Below are 15226 nucleotides of genomic sequence, written 5' to 3'. Positions count from 1 at the left end.
TGAAATTGCTAGAGCAAAAGTTACTAATGAAATAGTTCGGCCGGATGTGCAACATGTTTACCCTAACTTACACGACGCTAATGAAAGTGGCTTTTCAGTCACCTTTATGGATCTTCCTGCATATAATCAAGGCCATACCTATCAATACGTTTTACGCTTCTCTAATCAAGAAAATGGTGAAGGAAAATATACTGACACTTGGTCAGGGTATTTCCACGGAAACGGTCAAAAGTATAACGGTCTTATGAACGAGAATGGGCAAGTTTATTTTTACCGTGATGGATATCGTCAAACTGGTTGGCAAAATATTGATGGCCATCGATATTATTTTGATCCGGTAACACAAAAACAGGCAAAGTCGACGATTTTATGGGTTGATGGTGTAGCATACGCATTTAATGGTAATGGGGATGTTCGGAGCTTTAGTGAACTTAATAACTTGATTAATTCATTAGGAACTGATATGACAATTGCAATTCAATCGCAAAATTCTGGACAAATTTACTCATACGCTAATTTTAGTGGCAAAAAACTTGTAGTGGCAAGTACAGTTAAGGTGGCTGTTTTAGCAGAGTTACTTCATAATACTGGTGGAAATTTAACAGCTTACCAACGTAGTTTAGCTGAAATAATGATTAGAAATAGTGATAATAATGCAACAACTACATTGTTAAATAATTATCTGGAAGGAAGATCGAATGCAGCTGCGAATTTATATCGTGATCTCGGTATGAATGAGACTATTCCTGGATGGAGCTGGGGGGTAACGCAAACTACTCCAAGAGATCAACTTAAATTACTTTATGAGATTTTCATGACGGATAATTCATGGTATTTGAATCGTCAATCACAAGATTACATTCGTAACTTGATGCACACAATTGATAGTAGTCAACGTTGGGGCATTTCCGCAGGAAGTAGTGATTATTACTTAAAAAATGGTTGGTTAACTGGTAATAGTTACTCAGATTGGTATGTGAATAGTATTGGTTTTATTCCTAATAACGGTAAAGGATATACTATTGCTATTTATTCATACAATAATCCGTTAAACACGGGAATTAGTAAAGTTGAGCAAGTTGCGCGCAAAGTTGCTGAAATGTTGAAATAATATAGCACAAGTAGGTAAAATTATAATTTCACCTGCTTTTGTTGTAACATAAATGAAAACGGATCTTAATGGTATTTGATAAGTAATTAAGGTATCATAAAAATAGCCAATTCTAAATTAAGAAATCAAAATAAGAGCTTAAAAGTTTAGAGGCTTTTAGTAATACGCTCTAGATAAAATAACAGATTAATCAAGATATATTACGAGGAGAATATTTTGAGAAAAGAAGAAAAAAAACGTTATAAAATGTATAAAGCTGGTAAGCACTGGGTTGTAACCCCTCTTGTATTTTTAGGGTTAGCAGCTGGAACTCATATGGGAATGGGTAAAGCTGCGGCCGATACCACTACTGATACTGGTGCTAAAACTACTACAGATGCAACTACAACTGCACAAGGTACATCAGATGCAGCTACAATTATTGTTGAAGAAGATACTGCTACTGAAAACAGTGAAGTAGCCCAAAAAGCTGAAACGGTGAATACTACATCTCAAGATACTGCAGCAAATGAAGTAGCAGAAAATGCAACAAGTACAGCATCTACACAAGTTTCAGAAGTTACGGCAACTGAAGCTGTATCAGCTCAAACTGTTGAAAATGCTCAGAGTTCAACAGAAGCATCGGTGGCTCAGACTCCTACCGTAACTGTTACTCCCGCTAATGTAGCTGCACAAAAAAGTACTACGACAGCAACATCACAAGTTGAAACGACTGCCAAAGTAGCGGCAACAGCAAGCCAAGAAGTGAATAAAGTTGACACAACTTCTACTTACAATTCAAGTAATCATGCTAATAAAGGCCATTTCGATAAAATTATGTTAGATGACCAAGGCCAATTACAAGTATCTGGTTGGCATGCAGCAGACCATTCACACAATCAAACATCAACATGGATGATTGTTTACGACGCTACAACTAACCGTGAAGTTACACGTCAGCAATATGCACGGTAGAACGTGATGATGTTAAGAAGGCTTATCCAACTATCTACAATGCTAAGTATAGTGGTTTTAATATGTCCTTTGATTTATCTGGTTACAATTTAGCTAACCACACCATTCGCTTGATAGCCCGTTACTCAAATAATCCACGTAATGGTGAAGGCCAATACACAGACTTATGGTCACAAGATGTTATACCATATAAGAATGCTGCTCATGTTGATGATTTTTCCATTAACAAGAACACATTACACGTTAACGGTTGGCATGCAACGGATTACTCTACAACTAACCAAGACCAATATGTTATCTTATTTGATAACACTCGTGGTCATGAACTTGCACGAGTTAAGGTCGGTGAAAGTACTGATGTAGCAACTTCAAAGCGTGTGTCAAGAAAAGATGTACAAAAAGTCTACTCGAATATTGCTAATGCTGCCGATAGTGGATATGATATTATTTTTGACTTATCTAAACTTGATTACGTGGGTGGGAACCAAATCTCAGTTGTTTCACGGTATGTTAACAAGAATACTAACAGTACTAAGACAGACATGTGGTCAGCTAAGCATGTTTTCAATCAAAGTGCTTTTAACTTAGACAATTACAGCTTTGACAAAAACGGTTTAAATGTTGTGGGTTGGCATGTGTCTGATTACTCTAAACAAATGCCAAACCAGTATGTAATTTTATTTGATAAATCAGCTGGTAAAGAAATTGCTCGTGTAAAGGTTGGCGAAAGTAAGACCGGGATTACTTCTAGAGTTGAAAAACGTGAAGATGCACGTAATGCTTATCGTGGGATTTACAGTAATGACGCTGTAGGTTTTAATGTAACGTTTGCTAATTCAGTAATTGCTAAAGCCTTAGGTCACGAATTACAAGTGGTAATTCGCTATTCTAGCGATGCCAAAAGTGGTGAAGGTCAACGTCAAGATTTTTGGTCTGGCGTTAAAAACTTAAGTACGAGTGCCTACAATTTGGATAGCTTCCAATTACAAGACAGTAAGTTAACAGTGAATGGATGGTTCTTTAATCCTCAAGAAGTTAAGCAACAAAATAAGTTCTTAATTCTTTTTGATCAAACAGCAGGACATGAAGTTAAAAGAATTCAAATTGGTAAAAGCGATGACAAAGCTCAAGCTAAAGCAGTAAATCGCACGGATGTTCAAAAAGCTTATGCAAATGCATATGTTCCTTTAGCTAGTGGTTTTAGTGCTAGTTTTGATATGGTTAAGTTAGGCTTTAATCTTGGACATAATTATCAAGTAGTGATGCGTGTATCCGATGATGCTGTTGGTGGTGAAGGAAATCGGACTGATTTATGGTCAGGAGCACATAAATTTAACGAATCTGGCTTTGCAGTAGATAAGTTAACGGTTTCTGGTAACAAAGTGACTGCAACAGGATGGTTTGCATCTGATCAAGGTTATGACAAGCCGGTACGTTATTTAATTTTATTTGACCAAACAGCTAATGAAGAAGTCAGTCGGGTTAAGGTAAGTAATAATCTTGCCCGTAATGATGTGCAAGGTGTTTACCCTAACTTAAGAAATGCTGCTACGTCAGGTTTTTCAGTAGAGTTTACAAATAGTTTGAAGTCTAATCATGCATATAGATTGATAGCTCGATTTACTAATGATGCTGTTTATGGCGAAGGTCAAAGAAGTGATCAATGGGGAACTAAGCTGTATAACAATGTCGGGCAAGGATACTCCGGAAACGTTAACATGGATGGTGCGACCTTCTACTACAGAAACGGTGATCGCTTCAATGGTTTAGATGGTAATGTATATTACGTCAATGGTTTAAGATACAATGGTATTGCTAATATTGGTGGTCAAAATTACTTCTACAGTAATGGTAATAAGCAAACTGGTTTCCAATCAGCGAATGGTAATACTTACTATTTTGCTGGAAGTAATGGGGCTATGCAACACGGTTGGCAAACAATTAACAACAACAAGTACTTCTTCGATCGTGGTAACGGTGTGATGTATACTGGTACACATAATATTGATGGTGCCAACTACACTTTCCAAAGTAATGGTGTTTTAAAGGTGGATACAACACGTGAACGTGTGGCCTCTGTAGCTAAAAGTTTGATAGGGACACCATATGCATGGGGTGGTACAACAACTGCAGGATTTGACTGTTCTGGATTTACACAATACGTTTACGCTCAGGTTGGAATCAATTTAGGACGAACGACTTACCAACAACAATATAATGGTACGCGAGTCGCAGCTACGGAAGTAAGACCAGGGGACCTCTTATTCTGGGGTTCTGCTAACGCTCCTCACCACGTAGGTATTAGTCTTGGTAATGGTAAATATATTGATGCTTCAACTTATGGTCAACCAGTTGCCATCAGAAGCACGGCATACTACGCACCATCATTTGGTGTTCGCGTTGTGAATAGTTAATAATTCGATAATACGAAAAGTTGGTATAGTAATTTGTACCAACTTTTTTGCTGTTCACAAAATTTTTGTTTTGTAGTTTCACTGAAGAATAGTTCGCTTTCGTAGGTGGTCGAAATTGTGATAGCCGTATGCAGTTCGTAACATCTATTTGAGTTTCCGGTCTCATCCTTTCATAACACCGTTATTAAATGATGATAATACTTAATTACAACTTATTGTAGATTTTATCTCTAATAGAAGTATGAAAAAATTTGCAGGTAAATCGATTATCCTCAGCCTTTTATATAGAGACATTTTTTGTTTAAGAATCTTGTTAAGTAATTACAATTGTAATTAATGGTAATGACCAAGGTCTATATGTTTTAACAACTTATCATCAAGATAAACTTTATAATATGGACAATAAGAATCAAGAGCAAATTATAATAACGGGTGAAAATTATACAGATGCTCCTAAATTGCGGAAAAATGCAGTTTTATCAGATTTCCCTAATAATTTAGAAGCAATATCGCCAGCTGATATAACACAAAAAACGGTAGATGCATTTAATGAATTGGTTGCTTTGGCTAATGCTACGGATGGAGATGAATATCATCGATTAGAGACACAGTATTTAGATACAGAGGCAGCTGTAGACTATATTACATTTTCTTTAGTGATTAATAACATTGATGGTTTTGCCAAAAATATTCACTATTTGAAAGATGGAAACACCAAGTGGGTTTTAATGCCATACGATTTAGATGCATCTTGGGATAATAGTTGGAATGGTGAAACTTTATCGTTGAAGGAAAAAACATGGGTGACAATGTCTAATAATAACAAGTTGTTATCGACGATTTATCATTATCACGAACCTGAGATTAAGAAGCGCTATCTAGAGTTGAAAAAATCAGTATTTTCGGATGAAAATATTACTACACTAATAAATAAATGGGTGGAAACAATAGGACTTCCAAACTATCAAAATAATGATAGATTGTGAAAAAACATTTCAAATACTACGCATCGATTGTCAAAAGAGGTAGTAGAAAATTATAATAAAGTTATCGAATCACGTTTAGAATACATGGACTCTATAATGAAGTAGGATTAATGAGGCGAGGGAAGAAACTAACTTTTTAGCTAGAACTTAGAAAATTACCATAATAAAAAGTGCTAGAAATCAATGCTTTCCTCAGCAATATTTCTTCTGGCACTTTTTAATTTTTAGGACTTTTTCCCAGCCTTACTTTTACACAAAATTTTATCCAATTAATTTACAAAAAAATGACATTTACGGTAAAGACTTGTATACCACGAAATGCTAGGCTATGATGAAATTACTTGCAAAGAATTTTATATAGTTTGAAAGGGGAAATACATGAATCGCCAAGTTAAAAAGCGTTTTAAAATGTATAAATCTGGTAAAAACTGGGTTGTTGCGCCCATTACCTTTTTAGGGTTAATCGCTGGGATATATACAGGAGTTACAAATGTAGCAGCTGACCAAGTTAGTGAAGATGCTACTGTGTCGTATTCTACAAATAGTGATGCTGTTCAAGAAAATATAACGAATGAAGAAAAAAATCAAAGTAGTACAACAAATATTGAGACAACACAGTCTGTTAATTCAATTGATGAGAACAAATCAGATACTGAAGAAACAGATCAAAGTGTAACGCAAGATTCTAATGCTATATCTATTACTAGTGAGGAACAAGCAAGTAATAGTCAAGTAACAGATTCTGAGTTGACAATGGTTGAAGATAACCAAGAAAAGCTACAATCTAATACATCGGTAACGATGAGTACTCAATCACAACCACAAGTAGCTGTAGCAGCCACAAATTCAGTTGACCGCTTTGCAATTGGGAATAGTTACTATACACAAGTAGATGCAGTAGATGTTGCTTCATACCAAAATTGGATGAACCAGGGGCACTTCAATGAATTAAAGAGATTAGGGGTTTCAACAGTTATTGTTAAATTAACTGAAAATACAGGTTATACTAATCCGTACGCAGGAACTCAAGTTACCTATGCACGTAATGCAGGTTTAAATATCGCAGTTTATCATTATGCAAGATTTAATTCTACCGGTGCTGCTCAAAATGAGGCTAATCACATGGTAAGTGCATTACGTCGTTTTGGTCTTGGTAGTAATACTCTAATCTTTGCTGATATGGAAGATAGTTCAACCTACACACCAGGAATTGGTTCTTATTTGAATACTTTTTGGGCAACTTTAAATAATGCAGGTTACAATAACCATGCTGTGTATACTTACCAAAGTTATGCCTACCGTGATCAGGTAGTTTCGACAGTTGGTCGAGCTCGAACTTGGATTGCACAATATCCATATACTCCTAACCGTGGTGGGTATTATGAGCAGCAACATCATAATGCAGGTTATGGTGCTTGGCAGTTTTCTTCAACTGCTTACTTACCAAGTGCACCAGGTTATAATTTAGATGTGAGCCGTGATTATAATGGTTTGCTGAAGCAAATTAGTGTTAGTTCAGAAAACGTAGGCGCATTTGATAGTGTGTCTATTAGTGGCAATACACTTAAAGTAAGTGGTTGGCATGCAGCTGATGCTGCTAAAAATCAGGGACATGCATATATGATTGTTTTTGATGCAACTAATAATCATGAAATTACTCGTATAGCTTATAATCCTAATAGTCGTCCTGATGTAGCCAAGGTCTATCCATCAGTCTATAATGCGGGGAAGAGTGGCTTTAATTTATCAATTAATTTGGGAAATTATGACATTAATAACAAGGAGATTAAACTAATTGCTCGCTATTCTAATCAAGCAAATGGTGAAGGCTCTATGACTGATTACTGGTCTAAAGGTTACCAACTTAAGCAAAGTTTAGGAGTTGTTGATTCTGCTTATATTGATGGTACTAAATTAAAAATTTCTGGTTGGCATGCTGCTACAGATGCCGTGAGTCATCCATATAACTACGTTATCTTATATGATGCTACTGCCGGTAAAGAAATCGGTCGTCAAAAAGTTACTGCGATTCGCAGAGATGACGTAAAAAGGGCTTATCCTAACTTGTACAATGCAGTTAATAGTGGTTTTTCAGTAAGTTTTGACCTAAGTAAACTTAACTTTGTAGCCGGTCATAATTTACAGGTAGTGATGCGTTATGCTACAAATAGTGACGGTGAAGGCGACAGGATTGATATTTGGTCTGGTAAATATAACTTTAATGGTAATGAAGCTGTTATTGATACTGCTAAGCTTGAAGGAACTAAACTTCACGTCATAGGTTGGCATGCAGCTGATGCATCTAGAAATCAAACTAATCCGTACATTATTCTCTATGATAAAACTGCTGGCCGAGAAATTGCGCGAATTAAAGTTGGTGATAGAAACGATGTTGCTACGTCTAAACTAGTAATGCGTTCTGATGTGCAGAGACTTAAGAACTACTATAATGCTGACAAATCTGGATTTGATGTTGAATTTGACTTAACTAAGTTAAACTTTGTAGCTGGTCATGAATATCAGATTGTATCACGTTATTCTGATGCTGCCGATGGAGAAGGTCATCGAACAGATGTATGGTCAGATGTCTACAAATTTACTGCTAATGCAGGTCATTTAGATACTGTAAAAGCTAATTATCAAAAGAACAGTTTAACAGTTACCGGTTGGCATGCAGCCGATGCTAGCATAAATCAGAAGAACGCCTTCATTATTTTATATGACGCAACTACCGGACGGGAAATAACACGGCAAGCTTATGTTCCAACTCAAAGACCAGATGTTGTTCGTGTCTATCCTAATATCTATAATGCTGTTAATAGTGGTTTTAACGTTACATTTAAGAATGTGAACTTAAAAACTTTAGCTGGTCATAATCTTCAAGTAGTTGTTCGTTATTCTAATCAACGAAATGGGGAAGGTTTACGGACTGATTATTGGTCACGAATGTTTAAAATTTAGAGATAGTATTTTAAAAATATTGCAATCCAATGGGAGGAGGAAACTATGAAGAAACCTAAAAAAATAATTACTGGAACCTTAGTGGTGGCAACAGGTACAGTTTTATTGGGAGTTAATAATGCTTCTGCAGATGGAGTAAATACAGATTTACCTACTAATGAACCACAAGTAGAGGTTACGGCTACACCAAGTGTATCGAAGGATGTTACGCCTACGGTAACTGATAAAACAGATACAGTAGCGGATAGTAATCCTGAAGAAACATCAGTGACATCTACGGTAACTAACAATCCGAGTGCTACTCCACAAGAAAATGTAAATGCTATAGTTGTAGATTCAGAATCTACAGTTGCTACTGTACCATCAACTGAAACACCAGATAAAGTTGGAGTAGCTGAAATTCCGGGGAATTATCTAACATACGACGAAAATAATAAAGCTGCTTATGTGAAAGGGAAAATTTATTCCTATGATAACATGGATGCAGTAAAAAATTCACCATCAGCTAAGGATGATAAGGTGCAAGTTGTCTCTGATTATGGGCATTTGACGCTTGATGAATCTATGGAGCTAACTAATTTTGCAGCAGATTTATTAAATCCAGTGCGACAATCTGTGTGGTCAAAAAATGGTGTTTCAAATGACGCGTGGAAGTTTAATGTAGTACCTAAATCAGTTGATTTAGCACGTAGAGTTGCTGGAGAATATAATAAAGATAATTTTAGTATTATTACCAACAATAATCATGATTATAATGCACTAACTAGGGCATATTTATCCTATGGAATAGGTGGTTATCAAGAAAATTATGGTTCATCATCAATAAATAATTACGCTGCAAGAAAAACTGGTTCTTACCAAACGACAATGTATCAATTGAAAAAGGCAGTTTTTGATGTGATTATTACCATGCTTTATAACGATGATACTCTACAAAATGGGGGAGCAAGTGTTATGGCTACAAATGATAGTCATAGCAACTCTCTTTTATATGGAACAGAAGATCCGAAAAAGTATGGTCTTCAACCTAACTATTTAGGTGTTGCCGTGGATTCCCTAGGGCAAGTGCATATTATCAATTTACCGTTGCAGTATGTTTCCCTCAATAACAGTCAATTTTTGGAAAATCGTGCTAATATTGATGACATTAGAATGAGTGGTACTGACTTAGTAGTTAGGGGTTGGCATGCAGCAGATATGTCCTACTTCCAAAAAAATGCATATGTTATTTTGTATGATACAACTGCTAATAGCGAATTAGGGAGAGTTGCTTATGTTCCTGATTCAAGTAACGACGTTGCTCGAGTATATCCAACAATCTATGGTGTTGAACAAAGTCGTTTTAATGTAGCGTTTTCTTTAGCAGGTAAAGATTTTGCGGGGCACCAGTTGAAGTTTGTTTTACGCTATTCTGATCAAAAAAATGGGGAAGGCGTATATACTGACTGGTGGTCTGATCCATACGTATTTAATGCAAATGTAGGTGTTGTAGATGCTGCATACATTCAAGGAAGTAAGCTGAAGATTAGTGGATGGCATGCAGCTGATGCATCTGCAGTGAAACCATATCGCTATGTGGTATTGTATGATGCAAGTGCGGGTCGTGAATTAGCTCGTAAACGAATCCAAGCAGTTGAAAGAAAAGATGTTCAAAATGCTTATCCAAGAGTATACGATGCTGTTAAGAGTGGCTTTGCGGTAGAATTTGATTTAAGTCAAATTAAGAAATATGTAGCTGGACATCAATTGCAATATGTTTTACGTTATGCTAGCAAAGAGAATGGTGAAGGCAATAAAACAGATGTATGGTCTGGAAAGTACAGTTACAAAAATGAAGAATACTACATTGATAGTGTTGGTAAGACGGGAAGTAAGTTGCATGTTACGGGTTGGCATGTAGCTGACACATCTGTCAATCAGAAATATGCCTATGTAATTTTATTCGATCAAACTAAGGGTAGTGAATTAACGCGAATTAAAGTTGGTGATTCAAGCGATAGTGCTACTTCGACTTTAGTTGCTCGTCCAGACGTGGTAAGTGCTAAAAAAATTTATACAGATGGCAAAAATGGTTTTGATGTTTACTTTGATTTAGCTAAATTGAGTAATTATAGTGCTGGAGATAGATTACAATTTGTATTGCGATATTCAAGTGACGCTACAGGTGGTGAAGGAAGTAGAATTGATGCTTGGACAGGTGCATATACTGTGTATGGGACGCAAAATGCTTCCAATTTAGATCAAGTTAAGATTAGTAATGATGGCTTATCTGTGAGTGGTTGGCACATTGCAGATCAGTCAATCAATCAACCGTATGCATGGGCTATTTTGTACGATGCAAGTACTAATCAAGAAGTTCAGCGTGTAACATACAAGTCGACGAAACGTCCGGATGTAAAACGAGCTTATCCAGGAGCATATAACGCTGAAAATAGTGGCTTTTCAAACGTAATGTTTGATAAGATTAATATTGCTAAGTTAAAAGGTCATAATCTTCAAGTGGTCTTACGTTATTCCAATGATTTAATTAATGGTGAAGGTAATCGTACAGACTCCTGGTCGAAAATTTTTAGAATATAGTACAAAAGAGTCAGTTATGCTGGCTCTTTTTGTATGTATAGTTCACTTTTTCTCTTTGATAATGTAGATAGGTCGATTTTTTACTTCGGTAAAAATCTTACCAATATATTTGCCAATAATTCCAAGAAACATCAATTGGATTCCTCCAATAAATAGGAAAATACAAATTGTAGATGTCCATCCTGTTGTAGGATCACCACCATGAATTAAGTAGCGAATAATGATAAAGATAATTGCTAAACCGGAAATTGATGCAGAAAAGAAGCCAAAAAAAGCAGCTAAGTCTAGTGGAAATTGGGAGAAGTTTACGATTCCATCAATAGAATAGGTAAATAGTTTCCAAAAATTCCAGCTAGTATTACCGGCAACACGTTCACGGTTCTGATATTCAAGGTACTTGGTTTTAAAACCAACCCAAGAAAAGATACCTTTAGAAAAACGATTATACTCTGACATTTCAAGGATAGCGTCAACCATTTGGCGCGTCATAAGCCGGAAATCACGAGCACCATCGACCATCTCGGTATCTGAGATACGATTAATTAGTTTATAAAACATACGTGCAAAGAACGAACGAATAGGTGGTTCTCCTTGCCGGGTGGTTCGACGGGTACCTACGCAATCGTATCCCTCGTTAATGTATTTAAACATTTCAGGTAACATATCGGGTGGATCTTGTAAGTCAACATCCATGACAGTCACATAGTCTCCGGTGGCATTCTGTAAACCACAATAAAGTGCTGCTTCTTTACCAAAGTTTCGAGAAAATGAGGCGTAGTGAACATGTTCTGGATTAAGTTTGTTAAATTTTTTGATTTCATTAAGTGTACCATCAGTTGAACCGTCATTGATAAACCAGTACTCAAGTTCGATATTAGGCAATTGTGGACGTATATTTTCGACAGCTGTATAAAAAAGAGGGATGGACTCTTCTTCAAAATAACATGGTACAATGATAGAGAGTTTTTTGTTCATTGTTTGTATAACCTCTTTAAGATATAATTTATTATGGTATACCTGATTATAGCATATTTCAAAAAAGTGGTGGCAAAGGAAAAATATTGCGATTGTTCATCTATAAGTTAGTAGCTTATGTAAATGGTAAAAAGATAAAATTATATGTATCTAAGAACTCTTTAGCCAAGGTAGTAGTTGAAAAAAGCTCAAAGTGCAAATATAAGTTAGCCACTTTATCTCAAAAAGGTACTTCTTGATTCAAAGAAGTAAGTGAAAGTACTTCATTGTATAAGTAAACAGATTCGGTATAGTAACCACCTAAAAGCTTTCGTGGGTAGTCATTGACTGCATCTTCTACGAATTGAATATAATCATCAGTATATGATAAAATTGCAGTACTTTTATGGATGAATCGTCTAATCATATGAATTACATTCTCATTTGAACCACGTTCACTTGGAGTGTATGGAGTCGCATAATAAGTGTTACTGTGAACTTCTTGAAGACGTGAAAATTCTAGTCCGTTATCTGAGGTTAAAGACTTGAAAGTCTGATAGAATGTTTTCTCACCCATACTAAACTTCAACTCTTCGAGTTTCTTATTAACGGATTCAGAACTCTTATCTTTGATACGAAAAATCATAGTATAGCGAGATAAACGGTAAGTTAAGACTATTAAAACGTTGTCCATAGAGTCTTTCTTGCCAACGACAGTATCAATTTCAAAGTGCCCAATTTCAGAACGACTATCAATTTCTTTGTAGGCTTGAATTTGTCCACGCTCTTGAATCGTTAAATGAGTTCCTTTTTGAGGGTGATTAATTACAATTTGTGTGTTATCATTAACCAATGTCATAAGTACTTTACCGTGCCTTTCATTTGTTTTATTTGGTTATTTTATGATAACACGGCAAATGCTTATGGCATTTTTTTATTTTACTAGGTGGCTAACTTAATTTTACAGTTTGCCTAGTTGAAAAAAGTTAAAAATATTAAAATTAGGTATATTACACCTCGTGTTATTATTTTTGCTTGATGGTTTTTATTAATGCTTTTGTTAATCATATTAACTGTGTATGTGTTTTATTTTGAATTTGGGAGAAGATTATATGTTGAAAAGTAATTTAAAAAAAGATGTTACTGCAATTTTTATTTTTCTTATTTCTTGTAGTATAGTAATGCTACCGTTTATTCACAGCGGAACACTTCATGCTGGTGTAGATATGTCATTTCATTTAAATAGAATTTATGATTTATATAAAAATATTCAAAATGGAAATGCTTTTTCGTACATAAGTACGTACAGCTTTAATCAATTGGGTACATTTGTTAATATGGTTTATGGTTTCTTACCATTATATCCAATGGCTATATGTATGATTATATTTAAAAATCCTATTGAGGCTGTTTATATGGGAATATTATTCTTTATGTGGATTTCGATGATTATTTCCTATATGATGGGCATAAAATTTTGGGGTTCTAGGAAGAAGAGTCTCATTTTTGCATTTTTATATATTTTTTCAGAGTATACTTTTAATTGGTGGTTTAAAACTTTTGGTTTAGGACAAGTGATTGCATGTTCTTTCTTGCCATTAATATTTTATGGATTATATAGCATTTTCTATAACGACAAAAAAGAATGGTATTTTTTATCGTTAGGGATGATAGGTGTTATTTATACTCATATCTTGAGTGTCATGATTTATTCTATTGTCATTTTTTTTGTATTAGTACTAATAACTATTAGTGATTGGCAGCGAACTATTAAGAATATTAAATACTTAGTATATGCGATAATGTCAAGTTTTTTAGCAACATTATTTTACTGGGTAACATTATTATCTGCGTATGGATATGATATATCAACGACTAAAGAAGTAGATATATCAACAGCTGGGATAAAATTTGGTGATTCAATTATGAATGCATTAAATTCTGGTGATTCCTTGGGCCCTTTGATTGTAGTAGTAACGATTATGGGGATAGGTGTTTGGAAAAAACAGTCGAAGATGAATAAAGTGATAATTATTTTAGGTATTTTTTCTTTTTGTGCGACAACTACGTTATTTGATGTTGCATGGAATTTTCTGAATAATACACCTATAAAAGCTATTCAATGGCCAGGACGTATTTTGATGATATCTAATTTTTTCTTAGCCGTGTCATCTGTGGATACATTTGAAATATTAGTTGGTAAAAGTCGAAGAGTTTTAAAGTATTTTGTAGTTTGTTCAGGGGTTATATTTCTAAGCTTAAGTTCAGTGTATACTTTACTTAATACGAGAAAAAACCAAACTATTATAGACTATAATCCAACCTCAAAAAGAGTAGCACCGTTTAGCGACTATCAACTTACTTCTACTAAGGGATTTAAATATTTTGTGACAGGCTATAATGTTGGAGTTGGATCTAGTGACTATTGGCCAAAAGTGGATATCGGTAACGCTAAAATTCAAGAAGATTTACGTAATCACATTGCATATGTAGGTAATAAGAGTACAAAATTAAAGTATAAAAGCATACCTAACGGGATTGAATATATGTTGAACACGAATAAATCGGGTGTAGATGTTGATCTTCCTTTTTTTAACTATGGTAATTATAGTGTAGAAGCTAATGGGGAAAAGATAACATATTACAAAACAAAAAGATCTACAATTGGCATTAGAATTTTAAAAAAGGGAACAAACGAAATCAAAATAGTTTATCAACCTTCAGAATGTTTTAAGTTTGTAAAATGGATATCGATAGTTACAATATTTTTGATTGTACTCTATGGTATTTCTAATGAGGTGGGGTACATACGTACATTAAGCTCAGCTAATACTGATTTATAAGAGGTGATAATTCTCCATTTTATCCAACTCAAATAGTGTTAACATATGATTGTATGGCTGAAATTGTGAAAAAGCGAAACCATTAAGAGTGATTGCTTATAAAATTATCGCAACTGTTCTTTCGTACAGAAATAGTACTAGATGTTGTTTTTCTAAGTTAGATACGACATTATTTGCGTGGTGCTAGTTGATTTAAGAAAAAACGTTGCTATATCAATATTTATTAAAGATACAACCTAATTTCTGGCACATACTTGGCTATAAACTAATAGGAATATAGCGAAGTTTAAGGGTACCTTTTGCTTAATAAAAAAACAGAAATACCCTAGTATCACTGATTATGTCAATGATACTTAACTAGCACCACGCACATTATGGATAATTGTATCCGAGTTTTATCCATATTCAAAGTTAAATTTGAAT

Annotated in this window: 9 protein-coding genes; 7 read left to right on the top strand and 2 right to left on the bottom strand. The window is 34.8% G+C overall.

Translation table 11 applies throughout. From position 1 onward, the window contains the following. The 6 genes from JCM10991_RS14625 to JCM10991_RS14615 form a co-directional block, all read left to right on the top strand. On the top strand, positions 1–1111 hold a 1111-nt coding region (locus JCM10991_RS14625; RefSeq protein ID WP_025021264.1), incomplete at its 5' end, for a serine hydrolase. A 216-nt stretch (positions 1112–1327) separates the two neighbouring features. Then, complete coding sequence (locus tag JCM10991_RS09170; RefSeq protein ID WP_025021263.1) at positions 1328–2065, top strand: KxYKxGKxW signal peptide domain-containing protein; 738 nt, start codon at positions 1328–1330, stop codon at positions 2063–2065. Between the two features lie 62 nt (positions 2066–2127). Continuing rightward, positions 2128–4479, top strand: a complete 2352-nt coding sequence (locus JCM10991_RS09165; protein ID WP_025021262.1) for a C40 family peptidase — start codon at positions 2128–2130, stop codon at positions 4477–4479. A 320-nt stretch (positions 4480–4799) separates the two neighbouring features. After that, positions 4800–5465, top strand: coding sequence for a CotH kinase family protein (locus JCM10991_RS09160; RefSeq protein WP_081781990.1), 666 nt, complete (start codon positions 4800–4802; stop codon positions 5463–5465). Positions 5466–5843: 378 nt separating this feature from the next. Then, entirely contained in the window at positions 5844–8426 is a 2583-nt protein-coding gene (locus JCM10991_RS15870) for a GH25 family lysozyme (RefSeq protein ID WP_025021260.1), read from the top strand. A gap of 45 nt (positions 8427–8471) precedes the next feature. Continuing rightward, positions 8472–11006 carry an SEC10/PgrA surface exclusion domain-containing protein gene (locus JCM10991_RS14615; RefSeq protein WP_025021259.1) on the top strand — a complete coding sequence of 845 codons (2535 nt, stop codon included), beginning with the start codon at positions 8472–8474 and terminating at the stop codon, positions 11004–11006. Positions 11007–11048: 42 nt separating this feature from the next. Here the strand turns inward: JCM10991_RS14615 and JCM10991_RS09145 are convergent, their stop codons facing one another. After that, positions 11049–11981 carry a glycosyltransferase family 2 protein gene (locus JCM10991_RS09145; RefSeq protein ID WP_025021258.1) on the bottom strand — a complete coding sequence of 311 codons (933 nt, stop codon included), beginning with the start codon at positions 11979–11981 and terminating at the stop codon, positions 11049–11051. Between the two features lie 220 nt (positions 11982–12201). Next, the gene (locus tag JCM10991_RS09140) at positions 12202–12819 is read right to left on the bottom strand and encodes an IS30 family transposase (RefSeq protein WP_025021257.1); all 618 of its coding nucleotides are present in this window, start codon (positions 12817–12819) and stop codon (positions 12202–12204) included. A 253-nt stretch (positions 12820–13072) separates the two neighbouring features. Between JCM10991_RS09140 and JCM10991_RS09135 the strand changes: the two genes are divergently transcribed. Beyond that, a complete protein-coding gene (locus JCM10991_RS09135) occupies positions 13073–14803 on the top strand; it encodes a 6-pyruvoyl-tetrahydropterin synthase-related protein (protein WP_025021256.1) in 1731 nt (576 codons plus the stop codon). The last annotated feature ends 423 nt before the right edge of the window (positions 14804–15226 follow it).

Source organism: Ligilactobacillus equi DSM 15833 = JCM 10991, from assembly GCF_000615765.1.
Classification (GTDB): Bacteria; Bacillota; Bacilli; order Lactobacillales; family Lactobacillaceae; genus Ligilactobacillus; species Ligilactobacillus equi.
The sequence above is the reverse complement of the archived record's forward strand: the minus strand, read 5'-3'. Positions and strand labels throughout refer to the sequence as shown.